General features: G+C 44.0%; 20 protein-coding genes. 5 read left to right on the top strand and 15 right to left on the bottom strand.

Annotated elements, in window-relative coordinates; translation table 11 throughout:
* Positions 1-7: 7 nt before the first annotated feature.
* The 3 genes from CHH48_RS19740 to CHH48_RS02890 form a co-directional block, all read right to left on the bottom strand.
* Positions 8-136: a hypothetical protein gene (locus tag CHH48_RS19740; protein ID WP_255212160.1), complete on the bottom strand. Its 129-nt coding sequence runs from the start codon at positions 134-136 to the stop codon at positions 8-10.
* Positions 137-202: 66 nt separating this feature from the next.
* A complete protein-coding gene (gene proB / locus CHH48_RS02895) occupies positions 203-1,294 on the bottom strand; it encodes a glutamate 5-kinase (RefSeq protein WP_095217826.1) in 1,092 nt (363 codons plus the stop codon).
* Between the two features lie 117 nt (positions 1,295-1,411).
* Positions 1,412-2,485: a branched-chain amino acid aminotransferase gene (locus CHH48_RS02890; protein ID WP_095217825.1), complete on the bottom strand. Its 1,074-nt coding sequence runs from the start codon at positions 2,483-2,485 to the stop codon at positions 1,412-1,414.
* A gap of 213 nt (positions 2,486-2,698) precedes the next feature.
* On the opposite strand from CHH48_RS02890, the gene CHH48_RS02885 reads away from it, so the two are divergent.
* A complete protein-coding gene (locus CHH48_RS02885) occupies positions 2,699-3,016 on the top strand; it encodes a hypothetical protein (RefSeq protein WP_095217824.1) in 318 nt (105 codons plus the stop codon).
* 34 nt (positions 3,017-3,050) lie between these two features.
* Here CHH48_RS02885 and CHH48_RS02880 read toward each other — a convergent pair whose 3' ends face one another.
* From CHH48_RS02880 to gltB, 3 genes are all read right to left on the bottom strand, one after another.
* Complete coding sequence (locus CHH48_RS02880; protein WP_176466351.1) at positions 3,051-4,340, bottom strand: globin-coupled sensor protein; 1,290 nt, start codon at positions 4,338-4,340, stop codon at positions 3,051-3,053.
* Between the two features lie 171 nt (positions 4,341-4,511).
* Positions 4,512-5,996 carry a glutamate synthase small subunit gene (gene gltD / locus CHH48_RS02875; protein WP_095217822.1) on the bottom strand — a complete coding sequence of 495 codons (1,485 nt, stop codon included), beginning with the start codon at positions 5,994-5,996 and terminating at the stop codon, positions 4,512-4,514.
* Between the two features lie 15 nt (positions 5,997-6,011).
* Positions 6,012-10,559 (bottom strand): glutamate synthase large subunit, encoded by a 4,548-nt coding sequence (gene gltB / locus CHH48_RS02870; RefSeq protein WP_095217821.1) that lies wholly within the window; start codon positions 10,557-10,559, stop codon positions 6,012-6,014.
* A gap of 132 nt (positions 10,560-10,691) precedes the next feature.
* On the opposite strand from gltB, the gene CHH48_RS02865 reads away from it, so the two are divergent.
* Positions 10,692-11,594 (top strand): LysR family transcriptional regulator, encoded by a 903-nt coding sequence (locus CHH48_RS02865; RefSeq protein WP_095217820.1) that lies wholly within the window; start codon positions 10,692-10,694, stop codon positions 11,592-11,594.
* 33 nt (positions 11,595-11,627) lie between these two features.
* Here the strand turns inward: CHH48_RS02865 and CHH48_RS02860 are convergent, their stop codons facing one another.
* Positions 11,628-12,515 carry a 5'-3' exonuclease gene (locus CHH48_RS02860; RefSeq protein WP_095217819.1) on the bottom strand — a complete coding sequence of 296 codons (888 nt, stop codon included), beginning with the start codon at positions 12,513-12,515 and terminating at the stop codon, positions 11,628-11,630.
* 113 nt (positions 12,516-12,628) lie between these two features.
* On the opposite strand from CHH48_RS02860, the gene msrA reads away from it, so the two are divergent.
* Positions 12,629-13,159: a peptide-methionine (S)-S-oxide reductase MsrA gene (gene msrA, locus CHH48_RS02855; protein ID WP_095217818.1), complete on the top strand. Its 531-nt coding sequence runs from the start codon at positions 12,629-12,631 to the stop codon at positions 13,157-13,159.
* A 255-nt stretch (positions 13,160-13,414) separates the two neighbouring features.
* Here msrA and CHH48_RS02850 read toward each other — a convergent pair whose 3' ends face one another.
* The 4 genes from CHH48_RS02850 to CHH48_RS02840 form a co-directional block, all read right to left on the bottom strand.
* Positions 13,415-14,419, bottom strand: coding sequence for an LLM class flavin-dependent oxidoreductase (locus CHH48_RS02850; protein WP_095217817.1), 1,005 nt, complete (start codon positions 14,417-14,419; stop codon positions 13,415-13,417).
* Between the two features lie 290 nt (positions 14,420-14,709).
* Positions 14,710-15,261, bottom strand: coding sequence for a GNAT family N-acetyltransferase (locus CHH48_RS02845; RefSeq protein ID WP_095217816.1), 552 nt, complete (start codon positions 15,259-15,261; stop codon positions 14,710-14,712).
* Positions 15,262-15,343: 82 nt separating this feature from the next.
* The gene (locus CHH48_RS19735) at positions 15,344-15,475 is read right to left on the bottom strand and encodes a hypothetical protein (RefSeq protein ID WP_255212159.1); all 132 of its coding nucleotides are present in this window, start codon (positions 15,473-15,475) and stop codon (positions 15,344-15,346) included.
* Between the two features lie 92 nt (positions 15,476-15,567).
* Entirely contained in the window at positions 15,568-16,530 is a 963-nt protein-coding gene (locus CHH48_RS02840; RefSeq protein WP_095217815.1) for a TRM11 family SAM-dependent methyltransferase, read from the bottom strand.
* 164 nt (positions 16,531-16,694) lie between these two features.
* Between CHH48_RS02840 and CHH48_RS02835 the strand changes: the two genes are divergently transcribed.
* On the top strand, positions 16,695-16,922 hold the full coding sequence (locus tag CHH48_RS02835; protein ID WP_095217814.1) for a PLP-dependent transferase: 228 nt from the start codon (positions 16,695-16,697) through the stop codon (positions 16,920-16,922).
* A 165-nt stretch (positions 16,923-17,087) separates the two neighbouring features.
* On the top strand, positions 17,088-17,405 hold the full coding sequence (locus CHH48_RS02830) for a hypothetical protein (protein WP_095217813.1): 318 nt from the start codon (positions 17,088-17,090) through the stop codon (positions 17,403-17,405).
* Positions 17,406-17,459: 54 nt separating this feature from the next.
* Here the strand turns inward: CHH48_RS02830 and hisIE are convergent, their stop codons facing one another.
* The 4 genes from hisIE to hisB are packed head-to-tail and all read right to left on the bottom strand — an operon-like array spanning position 17,460 to position 20,062.
* Positions 17,460-18,110, bottom strand: a complete 651-nt coding sequence (hisIE, locus tag CHH48_RS02825) for a bifunctional phosphoribosyl-AMP cyclohydrolase/phosphoribosyl-ATP diphosphatase HisIE (protein WP_095217812.1) — start codon at positions 18,108-18,110, stop codon at positions 17,460-17,462.
* Positions 18,100-18,858 carry an imidazole glycerol phosphate synthase subunit HisF gene (gene hisF / locus CHH48_RS02820; protein ID WP_095217811.1) on the bottom strand — a complete coding sequence of 253 codons (759 nt, stop codon included), beginning with the start codon at positions 18,856-18,858 and terminating at the stop codon, positions 18,100-18,102. Before hisF ends, hisIE begins: the two co-directional genes overlap by 11 nt.
* Entirely contained in the window at positions 18,855-19,478 is a 624-nt protein-coding gene (gene hisH / locus CHH48_RS02815) for an imidazole glycerol phosphate synthase subunit HisH (RefSeq protein WP_095217810.1), read from the bottom strand. The genes hisF and hisH overlap by 4 nt, the downstream gene beginning before the upstream one ends.
* Entirely contained in the window at positions 19,475-20,062 is a 588-nt protein-coding gene (gene hisB / locus CHH48_RS02810; RefSeq protein ID WP_095217809.1) for an imidazoleglycerol-phosphate dehydratase HisB, read from the bottom strand. Before hisB ends, hisH begins: the two co-directional genes overlap by 4 nt.
* Positions 20,063-20,071 lie beyond the last annotated feature (9 nt).

Genomic DNA, 20,071 nt, shown 5'->3' with positions numbered 1-20,071 from the left:
TTACTCCTTACTCTGCTGCTTTTGCGATTTTACTTCTGATCCAGCGAGCTGCTGTTTCCTCCGGGATCTCGTATGTACCACCTTCGCGAAGCAGTTGATTTTTATACATCGTTTGGACGAGCATGATTACTTTCATCAGTGCAACTCCTTTCTGATTTCATTATACACCGAAGCCGCCTAGCTGGCAGGCTCGGCGGCTTTTTCATAAAAATACAATATAATTTCGATGGACAATGGCTTTATGCCAAACCGAGGACGGATTAGTCGCCCTGTTTGTTAGCATTTCGCGTAAATCAGCAGATGAAATATCACTGATCCCGCGGGCAATTGTATCCCCATCAGTTGTTTTGATTTCAACGACTGCTGACGCAGTAAAAGTACCTTGTATATCTGTAATACCTATCGGCAGCAAACTTTTTCCATGCTGCAGCAAAGCTTCTGCTGCACCTGCATCGATCGTAAGGCTGCCTGTCGCTCTGGCATGATGTGTGAGCCATTGCTTTGTTTTGCGTTGCACAACTGTCACTTCGTCTCCGATATACGTACCCGCTCCATTACCTTGTGCAATCTCAAGAAGCGTTGATCTTTCATTAGTCGTACCGATGAAAACCGGCACACCTAACTCAAGCGCAGTCTGAGCTGCCAGCACCTTGGAATACATACCTCCTGTACCGACGTTAGAACCGGATGTCTGTTCAATAGATGCTTGCATTTCCGGAGGAATTACTTCCAAACGCTGGTACCGCTTCGCATCAGGATAGGTATTGGGGTTTTTGTCATAAATACCGTCCACATCCGTGATCAAAATCAGCAAATCAGCCTTTACGAGCCCGCTCACATAAGCAGACAGCATATCATTATCACCAAATGTCAGTTCTCGGATAGAGACTGAGTCATTTTCATTGATGATCGGAATGATATTACGCTTCAGCAGTTCCTGCAGCGTATTGTAGCTGTTATGGTACTGATCGGCATTTGTGAAGACATCACGAGTCAAGAGGAGCTGTGCACATTTCATATCATGTTTGCCGAAAGCTTCCGTATAAGCTTGGACGAGCAAACCCTGTCCAATTGCAGCCGCTGCCTGTTTCCCTTCAATAGTCACTGGTCTTGATGGATAGCCGAGCTGACGGAATCCAGCTGCTACAGCACCGGATGATACAAGTATTACTTCATGTCCTTCGTTTATTAGTGCAGCTATTTGATCCGTATGCTGGCGGATTTTCGTTTCACTCATCCCCCCGCCAGATTCCGAAAGCATGCTTGAACCTATTTTTACGATTATTCTTTTCATTTTCCATTCACCTTTTCGTCTAACAACTCATTTTAGTAACGATTATATAGCAAAATAGCACAAGCTCCTAGTCTATAAACAAAAAACCTCCACCGCTATGTGTGGAGGTCCATTTAATTAGTTGACTTCGATTGTCCAGCCGAATGTATCTTCTAGTTCGCCCTTTTGGATGCCGACAATTGTATCATAGACGCGCTTAGCAACTTCACCAGTGACGCCATTATTGATCTCGTATGTTTCACCTTCATAGAATAGCTTGCCGACTGGTGAGATAACTGCAGCTGTCCCAGTACCAAACGCCTCTTCCAGTTTACCTTCTTTCTGCGCTTGAACCACTTCTGCGATAGAAACACGGCGTTCTGTTACCGGATAGCCCCAGTGCTTCAGCAATTGAAGGACACTGTCGCGGGTAACACCTTGCAGGATGCTGCCGTTTAGCTGCGGTGTAACGATTTCTCCGTCGATTTTGAAGAATACATTCATACTGCCAACTTCTTCAATGTATTTCTTCTCCACACCATCCAGCCACAGAACCTGGGAGAATCCAGATGCTGCTGCTACTTCTTGTGCTTTAAGGCTTGCAGCATAGTTTCCGCCTGTTTTCGCATCGCCTGTACCGCCTTTGACTGCACGTACATAGTCATTCTCCACTGCAATGCTTACCGGGTTAATACCTTCTTTGTAGTAAGCCCCTACAGGAGAAAGAATGATGATGAACTTGTAGCTGATAGATGCAGCTACGCCAAGGAACGGCTCCGTCGAAATGATGAACGGACGGATATAAAGTGAAGTTCCTTCTGCAGTCGGGATCCAATCTTTCTCGACCGAAATGAGCTGTCGCAATGCTTCTAATGCCACTTCCTCATCCAAACGCGGAATACATAGTCTGTCATTCGAACGGTTAAGGCGCTCGAAGTTTTTATCTGGACGGAATAGCAAAACTTTTCCTTCTTTGGTCACATAGGCTTTCAAGCCTTCAAATACTGTCTGGCCATAGTGGAAACACATGGCTGCAGGATCAAGTTCCAGCGGTGCATATGGCACGATCTGAGGATCATGCCAGCCTGTTTCAGCTGTATAATCCATTGTGAACATATGGTCAGTGAATACCTTTCCGAATTGAAGCGTACTTGCGTCCGGTTTCTGTTTGAGATTCTCACTGCGTGTAAAAGCAAAAGTTTGTTGTTTCAAAGCTAGGACTCCCTGTCATTTAAGATTTTCATTCTCTTTTTTGGTTAAATTGTTCCTAATGATAGAATATTGCGACAACAATATCTTATCCAAAGATTATATAGGAGATTTCAAAGAGTTTCAACCTAAAATTTTAACAAAATTTCATTCTGTATGTTACGATAAACAAAGATCAGGGAAAAGAGAAGCAGACAAACGAAGGAGGTACGGGGTATGGAAACGGGTACAATAATGTGGATTATCTGCGGTGTTATCATCATTGGTGCACTTGTAATTGCCGCTGTTATGATCATGAAAGCTGTAAAATCGATGCTTGCAACAAAGAAAAAAATCGATAAGACAATGGCTCCAATGCAAGCTGATATGCAGACAATCAAGCAAGAGCAGACAGTTTTGCAGCAGCATCAGAAAGATATCCAGTCTAATGTCCAGTCTATTTCAGAAGGCTCGAAGACTGTTATTTCTTCCATTAAACAAGCACCTTCCGCATTGAAAGAGCAATTCAAAAAAACACAGTTTGAAAGCAAATAACCAGCAGTCAACTGACTGCTGGGTTTTCTTTTATTTATGTAAGCTCATTTAATTGCCGGAGTACGCTTTCTGCTTGCTGCATAGCTCCTTTTACATCCATGAGCTCTCCTGTGAATTGTTTGATACTTTCCTCTGTACGACTGCTTATTTGTTCATTACTTTGAGAATGCGTCATGATGTTCTCAAATTTCGAGGTTACATCTCCTAGCTGTACAGTTCCATTGGCAATCAAATCCTCTGCTGTCTCCATGAATTTGCTCACATTACTAATCTGGGAATGCGTATCTTGAATCAACGCTGTAACATCGGAAACAGATGATTTTGTTTCTTCCGCTAATTTCCGAACCTCACTTGCTACGACGGCAAACCCTTTCCCTTGTTCGCCTGCCCGTGCTGATTCAATCGAAGCATTTAGTGAAAGCAGATTCGTCTGTTCAGCAATACCTTCCACTAATCCTACAATACTGCCGATTTTAGCAGCCGCTGCCTCGAGCGCTGTCAGCTCTTTTTGCACCATACCCATTTGGTCTCCGATATGCTGCATCCGTTGCTGCTGGGACACTAGTCCTGCTTGACCTTCTTCGGAATGATTCACTACTTCTTTTGCTGTCTGTTTCGTTTCATTACTTTGTTCTGTCAGCTTTGAAGAGAATGCAACCAGCTCATCTACGGCTAGGTTCACCTTCAGGAATATGCTTGTAAGACTCTCGGAAGTTACTTGTATACTTTCATACAGTTTATCCTGTTTTTCAATGTGCTCAATATGCACGCTTTCATGTTCGGTATTATAAGCATCCAACACAATTTGCTGTTCGATGTTAAAAATCTTCGTCGTGGCAAGTACAGCTGTGCGGTAAGCTGTGAAATCAGTTATATGCTGTTCGAATATGGATAACATCTGCTGCAATAGATCCTGGAAAGCTCCCATATACCATTTCGGCTCCAGTCCGATTTTCGCATGAATCAACGCGATACGTTTGCGTTTCTCTACATAATCAATATCTACTTTTCCATCAAACATTTCCTGTATATGCCGCTTAAGTGTCTGCTTCAATTTTTCAACAGAACTATTACTTTCAATGATAGCGAGCAGATTATTCTGATTGGTGATGTTCTGATAAAAGCGGCTTACGATACTTTCAATCTCCGCACAGACTAGTGGCTGCAATCCTACTAACACGCGCAGATCGTCTTCTGTCAGGTGAATCATATCAAGCTGTTTTTTCAGTTCGCCTTCAATTTTCAATATTACATTAGCTTCTTTGGATAAATTAGTTTGTCCCACTGTTTCTGCTTGTCTCTCTTTTTTGCGTTTCAATAACATGATGATCCTCCTCGTTGAATCCCCCATTCCTTGTATATCGGTTGAATATCAGCAATTTGAAGGTGTTCTGCCAAAATGCTGGCAGTTATTCTGACAAGTTACTGGCTTGCATTTCCTTCTGACGGCATAATAAAAGCAGAACCTCCGTTTAACGGAAATTCTGCTTTTTCATCAAGGTAATACAGTCTCACCCATAAGTTGAAGATCAACCTGTTTGGCAACGTCTCTGCCTTCGTTAATAGCCCAGACAATTAGACTTTGTCCGCGGCGGGCATCGCCAGCAGCGAAAACTTTATCTACATTTGTACGATAATCTCCATAGGCTGCTTCCACACGTTTATTTGGTGTTACATTAACACCAAATTCTGTTAGCAACGGTGTTTCAGTGCCTTCAAAGCCGATGGCGATCAATACAAGCTCAGCAGGCCAAACTTTCTCAGATCCTTCGACTTCCTGGTAGACGAACATACCTTTCTCATTACGTACTTTCTGCATATCAATAGTATGCAATTCTTTTAGATTGCCTTGCTCATCCTTGACGAATTTCGTTGTCTGGATAGAGTATTGGCGCGGATCTTCCCCGTAAACTGCTTTTGCTTCTTTATGCGCATATTCCAAACCGAATACATGGGGATATTCTGGCCATTGGTTATCAGCACTGCGAGCAAGCGGCAGCTGTGGGTGTTTCCCGAATTGCGTAACGCTTTTTGCACCTTGACGAACAGCCGTTGCGATACAGTCTGCACCAGTATCCCCGCCACCGATGACAATAACGTCTTTACCAGCCGCATCAAACTCCGGCTGAATTGCTAGTTTGTCATCAAGCAGCATTTTTGTTGAGACTGTTAGATAATCCATTGCGATATGAACACCTTTTGATTCTCTTCCTTTGATTACAAGATCACGCTGCTGTTGAGCTCCTGTACAAAGTATCACCGCATCATATTGTTCACGAAGCTCTTCAGCAAGGATATCCTTACCGATTTCTGTGTTCAGGATAAAGTCGATACCTTCCTGACGCAGTAGGTTGATGCGGCGTTCTACCACTTCTTTTTCCAGCTTCATGTTCGGAATTCCATACATAAGCAATCCGCCAGCGCGGTCAGCTCGCTCGTATACAGTGACTGTGTGACCAGCTTGGTTCAACTGATCAGCACTAGCCATACCTGCAGGACCAGATCCGATGATTGCGACCTTTTTGCCAGTACGTTTTTGCGGAATACGCGGTGTGATCCAGCCATTTTCGAAACCTTTATCGATGATTGCACGTTCGATATTCTTAATGGCAACTGCCGGATCACTTATTGCTACGGTGCAGGAACCTTCACAAGGTGCCGGGCAGACACGGCCAGTGAATTCCGGGAAATTATTCGTCAGCATCAGTCTTTCCAATGCTTCCTTCCATTTACCCTTATACACAAGGTCGTTCCATTCTGGAATCAAATTGTAAATCGGACAGCCGGAAGTGGCTCCGCCAATCTCCATGCCGATATGACAAAACGGTGTACCGCAGTCCATACAGCGGGCTCCTTGTGTCTTCAGCGTAGCATCAGAGAAAGGAGCGGCGTATTCGTTCCAGTCCCGGGTCCGCGTCTTTGGATCGCGTTCATTTGCTTCTTCTCTTTTGTAGTCGATAAATCCGGTTGCTTTCCCCATACTTCCACCTCTTTCTTAATGTACTGCTGCAGGTTTCTCGGATTCTTTCACTGGTTTTGGCTGCTGGTTTTTTAATACGAATGCTTCCATAACAGCTTCTTCCTGCGATAGCCCAAGCTCACGCTGTGCATCGATTTGATGCATCATGCTGCGGTAATCGATTGGAATCACTTTGACAAAATAAGCTAGCTCCGCTTTCCAATTTTCCAGGATGAAGGATGCGTTCTCACTATCTGTGTAAGCAGCATGGTTCTCAATGATACTGCGTAGCTCAGCGATCTCTCTCTCATCAGACAATTGTTCAAAGTCGATCATTTCCGTATTGCAAAGCTGTTTGAATGCTTCCCGGTCAGCTGTATGAATGTAGGCAATTCCGCCAGACATTCCTGCAGCAAAGTTCTTGCCTACTTCACCGAGTATGACAACTTTACCGCCGGTCATATATTCACAGCCATGCTCCCCGATTCCTTCTACAACAGCTGTTGCACCACTGTTACGGACAGCAAAACGTTCACCAGCCATACCATTGATATATGCTTCACCGGAAGTCGCTCCATAAAGTGCCACGTTACCAGCAATGACGTGCTTCGCAGCAGAAGCTTGGAATCCAGCCGGTTTCTTAACGATCAATTTTGCACCGGACAAACCTTTACCAACATAGTCATTGCTATCTCCCGTTACTTTCAAGGTCATTCCCTTCGGTGTGAAAGCACCAAAGCTTTGTCCCGCAGAACCATGGAAATGCAGATTCACTGAGTCTTCCGGAAGTCCTGCTTCAGCAAACTTTTTGCTGATTTCGCTGCCTGCAAGGGTTCCGGCAACACGGTTGATGTTGCGGATAGGAAGTTCCAGGATTACTTGTTCTTTGCCAGATAACGCTTTTTCCAAATATGGCAGGATATCTGTCGTATCCAACGCGATATCAATCTTATGGTTTTGCGGCGTGCTGTAAGTACGAGCTCCGTCAATTTGATGTAGCAGTCTGCTTAAATCTAGCTGGCCAGCTTTCCAATGGGATTGTGCTCGTTCCGATACTTCAAGTACATCTGTACGGCCGACCATTTCTTCCATTGTGCGGAAACCAAGTTCAGCCATGATTTCTCTTACTTCCTGTGCGATGAATGTCATAAAGTTGACGACATGATCCGGATCACCCATGAATTTCTTGCGAAGCTCAGGGTTTTGCGTCGCAATACCTACTGGACACGTATCAATATGACAAACACGCATCATCACGCAGCCTAAGACTACCAGTGGTGCTGTTGCAAAACCATACTCCTCTGCGCCAAGCAATGCTGCCATAACAACATCACGACCAGTCATCAATTTCCCGTCGGTTTCCAAACGGACGCGGTCACGTAAACCATTCAGCATAAGCGTCTGGTGCGCTTCCGCTAATCCGATCTCCCATGGAAGGCCAGCGTGTTTGATACTAGTTTTTGGTGATGCTCCTGTTCCGCCGTCATAACCACTAATGACGATTACATCTGCAGCGCCCTTTGCAACACCAGCAGCAATCGTGCCAACGCCGCCTTTAGCAACTAATTTAACACTGATTCTGGCATCGCTATTTGCATTTTTCAAGTCGTGGATCAACTGAGCCAAATCCTCGATGCTGTAAATATCATGATGCGGCGGCGGTGAAATCAAACCAACACCTGGAGTCGATTTCCGAACGTCCGCTACCCATGGATACACTTTCTTTCCTGGAAGCTGTCCGCCTTCACCAGGTTTTGCACCTTGCGCCACTTTGATTTGCAGCTCATTTGCTTGCACAAGATAAGAGCTCATGACACCGAAACGGCCAGATGCAATCTGCTTAATGGCACTACGACGGTAATCACCGTTTTCATCCGGCGTATAGCGTTTAGCATTTTCGCCGCCTTCTCCACTGTTGCTTTTACCGCCTAAACGGTTCATTGCAATGGCTAGTGCTTCATGTGCTTCTTCACTGATCGATCCGAATGACATGGCACCTGTTTTGAAGCGCGTCACGATGCTTTCAACCGATTCAACTTCTTCAAGTGGTATTGCATTGGACTTTTTGAAGTCGAATAAGTTACGAAGGAAACCAAGTCGTTCTTGATCAGCAGCTTCGGTATATTCCTTGAACAACTCATAGTTATCCCGACGGCATGCCCATTGAAGCGTATGGATCGTTTTCGGATTGAACGCGTGATGCTCGCCGTTTTTACGCCATTGGTATTCACTGCCTGTTTCCAAGGCTGCTGTTGTGGATTTATAACCTGCATGATGACGTTTTCTTGCTTCTTCTGCAATCGTCTTTAAGTTAATTCCATCAAGCTGGGATGTTGTTCCAGTGAAATACTTAGAAATAACTCCATGACTGATACCGACTGCTTCAAAAATTTGTGCACCGCGGTAGCTTTGCACCGTACTGATGCCCATTTTGGACATAACCTTGACGACACCCTCTGTCATAGCGGCAGCATATTGTCTGACAGCCTCCGGATAAGACAGTGCGATATCTCCGTTATCAATGCTTTCCTTGAGCGTCGCATACGCCAAATAAGGATGGATGGCATCTGCACCATATCCGAGAAGTGTAGCCACATGATGCACTTCCCGTACTTCCCCAGCAGAAGCAATCAGACTAACCTTCGTCCGAAGACCTTTCCGGACAAGATGCTGATGCAAGCCACTTACAGCAAGTAAAGTAGGAATCGGCACATATATATCCGACATAAGACGATCTGTTAAAACGAGTACGCTGACACCTTTGCTGATTGCATCTTCTGCTTCTTGGAAAACGCGTTCCATACTCTTCTTCAGATTTTCTCCGAACAAAGTGTGGATCTCCTGAAGCTTGAAGTCGCCGCTCTGCTCAGAAACCAACTGTTCCAGCTGATTGTTTGTTATAACAGGTGATGCTAATTTAATCCGTCTGCAATTCGTTTCATCCGGATGAAGAAGATTCCCTTCTTTTCCAAGATAAGAAAGTGTACTTGTAACGATTTGCTCCCGATATGCATCGATCGGCGGGTTCGTTACCTGTGCGAACAACTGCTTGAAATAAAAGAACAATGACTGCGGTCGGTCAGACAGCACAGCAAGCGGTGTGTCATTTCCCATAGCCCCGATTGGGTCCTTGCCTTCTGATACAAGCGGAACGATATACTTCTGCACATCCTCATACGTGTAGCCAAAAGCTTTCTGTTTCGTTACAAGGTCCTCGATAGCACTATCATCAGACACTGTTTGATCATCGAGTTCCACAATATTCTCATCCAGCCATTGCTGGTAAGGTGCAGCAGCAGCCATTTCCTGTTTGATTTCCTCGTCAGGAATTAATCGGCCTTGCTCCATATCCAATAGAAGCATCTTGCCCGGGCTTAAACGGTCTTTCAATAGAACATTCTCTTCTTCCACATCAAGAACGCCTACTTCTGAGGACAGGATCAAATGGTCATCCTTTGTTACGTAATAACGTCCTGGACGCAGACCATTACGGTCAAGGACCGCACCGATTTGTTTGCCGTTTGTGAATGAAATGGCCGTCGGGCCGTCCCATGGTTCCATCAATGTGCTATGATAAGCGTAAAAAGCACGTTTTTCCTTATTCATGTATGGGTTTTTATCCCATGGTTCTGGAATCATCATCATGGCAGCATGAGCCGGTTTACGGCCAGCAAGCACGAAGAATTCAAAAGCATTATCCATGATGGAAGAGTCACTTCCGTCTGTATCAAGAATCGGCAGGATCTTCGCCGTATCTTTGCCGAAAGCTTTTGATACAAGCTGCTTCTGACGAGCACGCATCCAGTTGACGTTTCCTTGCAACGTATTGATCTCCCCATTATGGATGAGATAACGGTTTGGATGGGCGCGTTCCCAGCTTGGAAATGTATTCGTACTGAAACGAGAATGCACAAGTGCAAACGCACTTTCGAATAGAGGATCCTGTAAATCCAGATAGAACTGATCCACTTGGACAGATGTCAGCATCCCTTTGTAAACGATTGTCTCGCTGGAGAAGCTGGCAAAATACAAATGCTGGTGCATTTCTTTTGCTTCATTTTCCGCCTGTTTGCGGATAACATACAGCTTACGCTCGAATGGGAGTCCTTTTTCTGTTTCCTCCCCTTTGCCGACGAAAAGCTGACGGACGAATGGTTTTACATCCTTTGCCATTGTGCCGATGTGCGTGTCATCGACAGGTGCCGTGCGCCAGCCGATAACATGCTGACCTTCTGCTTCTACAAGAGCACTGATTTTGCTTTCCAGTTCTTCCTGCTGGGTGTCTTGCGTGTTGAAGAAGATCATGGCAACCCCGTATTCTCCAGGTTCAGGTAACGAAAATTCAGTCTTTTCGGAAAAATAACGGTGTGGCAGCTGCACCATGATCCCTGCTCCGTCTCCTGATGCAGGATCGCTCCCTTGTCCTCCACGGTGATCAAGCTGACAAAGCAGCTGCAATCCTTTTTGGACAATATAATGGGCGGCTTTACCTTTCATATGTGCGTATAAACCGATTCCGCACGCATCGTGCTCAAATTCCGGTCGGTATAAGCCTTGCGCTTTTGGTAGGAAATGAAATGCCATTATTAATCCCTCACTCTCTGTCTCGAACCGACATGTTGTCTTATAGTACATTGTAGGTTTTCTAATTGATCGAAACAATATATAATTTAGATAGAATCAATCTCATTTTGAGATAGATCGGAGGATTACCACATGGAATTACGTCAACTGCGCTATTTTATCGAGGTTGCAAAGCGGGAGCATATGTCGGAAGCAGCCGAATATTTGCATGTCGCACAGTCCGCAATCAGCCGTCAAATCAGTAATTTAGAGGATGAACTCGGAGTGGATCTGTTTGAACGAGAAGGCAGAAATGTCAAACTGACCAAAATCGGCCGTACTTTTCTCTCTCATATCGAAACGGCCATGCAGGCAATCGATTATGCAAAAAAGCAAATCGACGAACATTTAGATCCGGAGCGTGGCTCAATTAAAATCGGCTTTCCAACCAGCTTGGCTGGTCAACTTTTGCCGACTGTCATTTATTCCTTCAAAGAAGCCTATCCGAATATCCAATTCCAGCTTCGCCAGGGAACATATCAATTTCTAATCGAACAAGTGTCTCGCGGTGATATAGATATTGCCTTTATCGGCCCTGTTCCAAGGGACCACGACCGAATTGAAGGAGAAATCCTCTTCACCGAGAGTTTTTCTGCGCTCGTTCCAGTCGCGCACCGATTTGCAGAACGGGAGCAGCTGCATCTGAAGGATCTGCAGAGCGAGCAGTTCGTTCTTTTCCCAGAAGGATATAAACTGCGCCAGCTTGTGATGGATGGATGTAAGAAAGCTGGATTTGTACCGACTGTCTCATCAGAAGGTGAGGATCTGGACGCTATAAAAGGACTCGTTGCAGCCGGCATCGGTATTACTATCTTGCCGGAAAGTACATTCTATGATGCTACGCCCAGGATGACTACGAAAATACCAATTACGTTTCCCGAAGTCAGAAGATCGGTCGGTGTCATCATACCGAAAGAAAGACAAGTAGCACCGTCTGAACGATTATTCTACGAATTTGTCCGGGACTTCTTTTCCCGGTTGCAGCAATTCAGATGAAAAAAGCGATTGTGCATAATGCACAATCGCTTTTTAGTTTGCCAGTTGATCAGCTGCACGCAATAAACGGCTCAGCTTTGTCAGTTCAAATTCCTCAAGCATTGTCTGTTTCTGCTTCTCATCTACTGCCCAAACAGCATCTTCCAGTTCACAGCTGATTGGAACTTCGCAATGGATAGCAGCAAGCTTTCTGCTCAAATGCAGGTTATCCAAATCGGATTCGATTTTGTTTCGTACGCCGTTCGGCAACTCTGCAAGGTTTTCCAGCAGCTTGTCGATATTTTCATATTGAGTCAGAAGCTTAATAGCAGTCTTTTCACCAATACCCTTAACTCCTGGATAGTTATCAGAACTGTCACCCATCAAACCTTTCATATCGATGATTTGTGCTGGCGTAAGACCCTTCTGTTCGAAAAAGCTCGTTTCCTGGAATACTTCGTAGTTGCCCTCGCCTTTACGCATAATCGCAACATCTATATTGGGCCGGACGAGCTGCAGCATATCCTGGTCACCTGTAAGAACGGTTACGTGATGTCCTTCGGCTGCATAAAGACTAGCCAACGTACCGATACAATCGTCAGCTTCGTAGTTTTTCAGACCGATATTCGGAATACCATAACCGGCAGCAACTTGCTTGACTGCTTCGAATTGAGGAATCAGCTCAACAGGCGGCGCTTCACGATTCCCTTTGTACGTATCCAGCATCTCACTGCGAAATGTCTTCGAACCCATATCCCAGCAAGCAGCAACATGAGTAGGTTCAAAATGATCGACAGCAGCAGCCAAATGACGGATGAAGCCATGTAGACCATTTGTCGGCATTCCCTTAGAATTAATCATGTAATAATTTCGGTAAGCAGTAGCATGAAATGCACGGAACAAAATTGCCATACCATCTATTAGTAATATATGATTTTTCATAAAGATCTCATTGTCTCCTTCTTTTCTTTCATCCTTCTAGTTTAACATACTAGTACATGTCATTTATATAGGGTAAAATAAGTCATATGACACCAGAAAGGAGCTAGGAAGCTATGACAACAAACTTTGCTAAGGCAACATTCGCAGGAGGATGCTTCTGGTGTATGGTGAAGCCGTTTGATCAATGGGACGGCGTTGAATCAGTCATCTCCGGTTATACAGGAGGACATGTCGAAAATCCGACATACGAACAAGTGAAAACAGGTACGACAGGACATTATGAAGCTGTCGAAATCACTTATGACCCAACAAAAATAACATACAAGCAAATAGTGGACCTATATTGGCCGCAAATCGACCCTACCGATGCAGGCGGTCAGTTCCAAGACCGCGGAGATCAATACCGTACAGCCATCTTCTATCATGATGATGTGCAGGAAGAACTAGCTCAGTTCTCTAAGAAAGTACTTGAGGAAAGCGGCAAGTTCAAGCAGACCATCGTAACAGAAATCCTGCCGGCAACTGTCTTCTATCCTGCCGAAGAGTATCATCAGGACTTCTATAAAAAGGAAAAAGAAGCTTACGAAGAAGATCGTGCCAAATCCGGCCGTGATGAGTTTATTGAAGAGCACTGGAATAAATAAGGTCTGAATATTACAGGTAACAAGTAAAGCAGAAGGCATATACCAAATTAGCTTGGAATGCCTTCTGCTTTTTAAATTCATCAAATGATGAACGCTTACTTTCAATCAGCCCTTTTCAATTTCTTATCAAAGTAAAACTTCACTACTCCAACAAAAAAATAGCCTGCCAAAGCGATTGTAAAACAACTGGTTGTTATAACTGAAACATCCAAAGTGGTTCACCTTTTTTGGATTAACTCATTTCAATCTATCGGTTTACATAATATTATTATGGTTAATTTCATTTTTGATCAATTCATACGATTTCCATTTAGCTTCTTTATCGTAGATATTGGTAATCAGCATGAACTCGTCCGCTTGATATTCTACCTGCAGCCTCTCCAGCTCTTTCCTAACCTGTTCCGGCGTTCCAATAACACAGCGCTTGCGATTTTGGCGAATTGTATCTTTATCTGCTTCCGTCAGCTGACGCTTTTGTATCAACTCAGGTGACGGAATCTGTGTATCGCGTCCTTTCCCGACACTTAAAAGCCAGTGATCCTGGCTCTTTGCTAGCTCTTCTGCCTTCTCTTCCGTTTCAGCACATACGGCAAATATACAAACAATACCATATGGCTTTTCCCTTGTGACAGACGGACGGAATTCTTCCTTATATATAGGCATTGCATTTGGCTTAGCAGGACTGATGAAATGACCGAACACGTAGCCGATACCTAATTCAGCTGCTCGCTTGGCACTTCCTTCTGACAAACCGAGCACCCACAATGGTGCCGGATCATTCACACGCGGGGATGCTTTTACCGAACGATAAGGATGCTCACGCGGGAGGGAATTATATAGGAAGCCTTGCAGCTCCTCCAGCTTCCTCGGAAACTCACCCATTCCGCTATCTGCTCCGTCTGATAAAGCACTCCTTGTCTGTTCCGTTCCGCCAGGCGAACGCCCAACACCAAGGTCGACACGACCAGGAAAAAGTCCGGCTATCGTATGAAATGTTTCCGCCACTTTCAGCGGGCTGTACTGCGGCAGCAGCACACCGCCTGTCCCAACTTTTATAGTATTCGTCGCACTCGCAACCCGCGTTGCCATGATTTCAGGTGCGACGCTCACTAAACCGTTTGTATTATGATGCTCCGCAAACCAGTAACGCTCATAGCCTAATCTTTCTGCATGCTGAGCCAATTCCACGCTTTCCTGCAATGCCTCTTCAATCGTTGCGCCTCTTCTGATCGGTGCCTGATCCAGTACGCTGAGCTTCATGCGCCCACCTCTTCTCTGCTCTTCTAATTTTTATTGTAAGGAAAGTGGTGGGAAGCATACAAGGTATTCGCTCAATAACGCAAAAAGTTCTTTTAAAGGAAGAATAAATAGTTTATGACAAACCCACGCCGACTTTCTCAATGGACTGAGTGCATGAAATTCTGATTATATTGAGGCAATACACGCTTTCAGTTAATTCCATATTGACTTAGCGACTCTATACCATATCCCGTCGTATTCTCATCTGACTTTTGGGCAGGAATAGATTGTTATCTCCCCTGTGGATTAACTTACTTTACTATTTTTCTATCTAAAGTATCCTCTACCAAGGACCAGGCTTCATGACAGCTTGGAGCTGTGATAAACGGTTTAAATCCGTAGTTTAGGTACATATTAATCGCTTGGTAACTTGTTGTTTGCGATGTAAGATAGGCCTTTGAGTGATAGTTGGCCAATATATTCATTGCTGCACTTAGTAAAGGTTTGGATAGTTTTTTCCCTTGATAGGCAGGGACAATTCCCACCCAATGGATTCTCCCTACTATTTCTCCAACGTCTTTTAAGTTGCCATACCATGCAGTTGTTGTTCCAATCACTTCTCCATGTTCATTCTCGATGAATACACATCTATTTATCATTTCATCAATATATGGTCCAAATTCTTTGTGAAAGTGCTCTAGTGCAGATTCTTTGTTTTCAAATTCATCAACACTTGCTTCCACACGTGCCCAATGATGTTCGTCACCTTTCTCAAATAATCTAAGTCGAAATCCGGCAGGAAGCGGGTATTGGGGAATATCCAACAAATCCTCTCTCACCATACTGAGTGAAATTCTTTTCATTTTAATCAGCTCCTTATATGATTACATGCCTTGTCCACTAGCCATTAAATTCCGCAGCGATTCACTTTACTAAACCTGACATTCAATTATGTATTGTATTAAAAAAGTGCTTTCTTTGCCCATTTTTCAATAATTGCTCAGAAGTGGCATAGCCAGTACCAGATGCTGCTCCAGTGACAATTGGAATCTCTCCCCGTGATGAATGCGTTCTCATTCAGAGCTCCTCCAATAAAAGTTATTTTTACTGAAGTTTCATATGATGTATAGAAGACGGCTACTAATTAAGTTTCTCAACGTAAAAAAGATTCATTTACAAACAACTACCTGCCTCGAAAACAACGCCTTCAACCCCTTATTAGCAACACAGCGATCAATTATTGTAAAGCCTGCCTTCAAAATCATCTCATCCATATCCTCAATGGTAAGGATAACCACTCTATCGGCAATTCTTCTGGCATTCTGAATAATCGTGTACTGTTCTTCTGCTGTCGCACGGGAATAGAGATTATATGGCATATCAATAATCGCAACATCATAGTGACCTTCTTGCTCGGAAATATCTTGAATAGCCACTTCTCCATGGTAATTAAAATGTGCGATATTTTCTCGCGCACCTTTAACTACTAGCGGATTTCGATCGGCCCCGACAATTGGAATACCCATAGAGAGTGCTTCAACCAGCACCGTGCCAATTCCGCAGCAAGGATCGATAACACGTACAGCTGTTGGATCTGGAATTGCAATATTCACAACAGTCCTTGCCAAACGTGTACTTAAAGCAGTCGAGTATTCCTGTGGCTTTTTAGCATGATGCAGCCATACGGATTCACTCTCTAGATAGCTACCAAAATACCAGCGTCCCTCAAACGGAACAATGCCAAAAAGAACATCAGGGTTACGCATTTCTGCCTGTCCTATGATATTCCAACCTAATTTCTTCTCAATAGCTCGCTGTTCTTCAAATTCAACCTTTTGGTTTTTTGGAAGGTCATTTATCTTAATAAAAAGCACCTTGAAGGTGTCGTTATCAAGCTCAATATGATTTACTTGTTCCACAATCTCTTCAACAGAATCTCCAGAATAAAGAATGGTAAGTCTTCCTTTTATAAATGGACTTCTATTTGGTTCAATCATTTTTGTACTTTTGATAAGGTTGTCTGATTCTTGTTCAAAAAGCACTCTTTGCTCTAATCTGCAAAGCGAGCCTTCCTCCAGACCCTTTGTATATACATATAAATATTCATTTGGTTCAATACTTTGATTTTCCATGCTTTAAGCCTTTCTTTAAGCCCGTATTCTTGTTAAAGAACCATTATACCAAAAGATAGGTATTCAACTTATAAAGTATGAGAAATAATAAAATCTACATAATGAACTAGACAAACTCTAGGAGCAAAACAAATGGTACAAAATGAAGGAAAATTTAAGGGTCGTTGAAGGATGCTACTTATGAAACGGTAAAAAAAGTGATCAACAAAGCAAAGGTGTTTCAAATTGGCGTATCATGGGGTTCCTTTGAAAGCCTGATCATGTCTCCAAACTACGGAAACAATGCAGAGCAGCTTAAAAAGGAACATACTAGCCAAGGACTGATCCGCATATCAGTTGGGCAAGGCGATGTGGAGGAGTTGATACAGGATTTAAAGCAAGCTTTGGAATGAATAGCTAGTTAATGCTTTTAGTCGCTTGTCTATGTAATCTACAGTGATTTTATGATAAGTTGAATAATAGTATATAAATCAATGCGTTCTTTTTTCTCGATTGCCAAGCTGTAACTTCAGGTTTTCCATTTCCATTAATTTCATTAATTTGAGAGGGGAACAAACATGAAGAATGTAGCTCTTATTGGAGGTATTATAGGACTGCTCTTTTCAATAATTGCGCAATTATTTGCTGTTATCGACGATTCTTACACCTTTGGTAATATAGGTTTTTTGGGTATGATTAGCGGAATCACTGCTATCGTTTGCTCGTTAATCCTAAATAAAAGACCATTACTAGCCGGATGGTTACTGATCCTAGCTACAGCCACTGGAGTTTATGCGCTTGCCGGACTATATTTAATACCAGGTACTATGACTTTAATAGCTGGTATTAATACCTTAGGCAGAAGAAATGAAAATGGAACAAGTCGAAGAACATAAATCTTTTCCTCTTGCAAATAAAGCTTAAGGGAACTTGAAATAAAAAAAAGAGCGTCACCACTCTTCAATCGGCGGACGCTCTCCTTTATTATTGCCTTTTTTCTGGAACCGGCGTGCTAGCTCTGCTTCAACTTCCTGCAGACTGACACCTTGATTAGCGAGCAGAACGAAGCTATGGTAAAGCAGGTCACTCACTTCATTAACCAATTCCTCTGGATCATCATTCTTTGCTGCGATAACGACTTCACCAGCTTCTTCAATCACTTTCTTGCCGATTTTATCGACACCTTTTTTATATAGGTAATTCGTGTAGGAATTCTCAACAGGATGCTTTTTCCGGTCTTCGGCTTCATCCATAACTGTCTTGAATATATTCACTTCTTCCTCTGAATCACCAGTTATCGGCGTTTCGTTAAAGAAACAGCTCACTTCTCCTGTATGACAGGCTGGTCCTTGTGGCATGACACTGATCAGAATTGTGTCGTTATCACAATCCAGCTTCATATCAATAACTTGCTGCGTGTTGCCAGAGGTTGCACCTTTATTCCAAAGCTCCTCTCGCGAGCGAGAATAAAACCATGTTTCTTTTGTTTCCACTGTTTTCTCATATGCTACTTCATTCATATAGGCAAGCATGAGTACTTGCTTGGTCTGGCTGTCCTGCACAATTGCAGGGACTAGTCCTTTTGTAAAATCAGGCTTCACGTATTCGCACTCCTTCCTGGTGGCAGCTTTGCTTTACTTCTTCGATGCTGAAGGTCTTATCATGGAAAATGGACGCTGCAAGTGCTGCAGACACATTTGTTTTCTGGAATACTTCTGTTATATGTTCCGGACTGCCACAGCCTCCTGAGGCAATGACCGGGATGCGGACTTCCTCCACGATCGCTTTCGTCAGCGACAGGTCATAACCAGTTTTCACGCCATCAGCATCCATGCTTGTCAGCAATATCTCCCCTGCTCCTCTTGCCTCTGCTTCCTTCGCCCATTCTATAGCATCTATACCGGTGTCTTTACGCCCGCCGTGTGTTACGACATGCCAGCCATCATCAAAACGTTTAGCGTCGATAGCAACAACGATACATTGTGAACCGAACTTTTCTGCTCCTTTAGTAATAAGTTCCGGCTCTGCAACAGCAGCTGAGTTAATAGCTACTTTATCCGCTCCAGCCTGAAGCATGGTCGTCATATCATCAAGCGAGCGAACACCGCCTCCGACTGTGAAAGGCACGAACACATGCAATGCAGTCTGACGTACGATGTCCATCATCGTCGCCCGTCCTTCATGTGTTGCAGAGATGTCGAGGAACACTATTTCATCGGCTCCGCTTTTCGAATAAGCCGCGGCCATGGCAACAGGATCACCTAGTTCACGCAAGGAGACGAAATTCGTTCCCTTTACGACTGTTCCGTCTTTCACATCCAAACATGGAATAATACGTTTTGCGATCATATGCTTTCCTCCTTGCTAAAGGCTTGCTGACTGCTTTCAAACACGCTTTGCAGCAGGAGCTGACCGACTTTTTCACTTTTCTCCGGATGGAATTGTATACCGCAAATTGTCCCTTTTTGTACGATAGCAGGGATTTGGGTGCCATATTCCGTGCTGGCAATAATATATTCTTCGGGTGTGTTCGCCTGGTAGCTATGCACAAAGTAGACATGCTTGCCGTCATGTTCTGTATATGTCGGGAAGCTGCTACTTACCTCTAAGCTATTCCAGCCAATATGGGGCAGCAAGTGCGTCGTTTCTATCTTATCAACCGTTCCTGGAATGAGTCCCAATCCCTCTGTTTCGCCATGTTCGAACCCTTTTTCAAATAAAAGCTGCATGCCGACACAAATACCGATAAATGGCTTTTGGGCAGCTAGTTCTAACAACAGTCCACGTAGGTTCCGCTGCTCAATCTCCTCCATGGCAGCGCGAAATGATCCGACACCTGGCAAGATGATATGCGTTGCTTGCTCGAATTCTTCTTTCTTATCCGTCAGTATCGTTTCGTAGCCAAGCTGTTTGCAGGCATTGGCCACACTGGCGACATTTCCGACGCCATAATCGACGATTGCGATCATTCGATCATCCCTTTCGTACTGTTGACGCCTTTGATATCTGGGTTCACTTTAATGGCAACAGCGAGCGATTGGCCAAGCGCTTTGAACAAAGATTCTGCTTTGTGATGCGTATTGAATCCATAATGAACCTTAGCGTGCAGTGTGATACCTGCATGCACAGAAAACGCTTGGAAAAATTCGCGTACAAGCTCTGTATCAAAGTTCCCCAGTTTAGGATTTTCAAATTCTGCATCAAACACAAGGAATGGACGCCCGCTGATATCCAGTGCTACAAAGCCTAATGTTTCATCCATCGGTACAAAGGCATTGCCATAGCGATTGATACCTTCCTTCGAACCAAGCGCTTCTTTCACCAGCTGACCAAGCACGATACCGGTATCTTCCACTGTGTGGTGACTATCGATATGTAAATCTCCATTGGCTTCAACCACTAGACCAATTCTGGCATGGCTTGCAAATAGAGTCAGCATGTGATCGAAGAAGCCTACTCCTGTATTGATTGAGATATTGCTGTTATCATCCAGATTCACCTGCATATTGATGTCTGTTTCGAATGTTTTACGAGCTTTTTCTGCTGTACGCATGAATAATGC

The sequence above is a fragment of the Terribacillus saccharophilus genome (genome assembly GCF_002272075.1).
GTDB lineage: Bacteria > Bacillota > Bacilli > Bacillales > Amphibacillaceae > Terribacillus > Terribacillus saccharophilus_A.
This window is presented reverse-complemented; position numbering and strand designations above follow the sequence as displayed.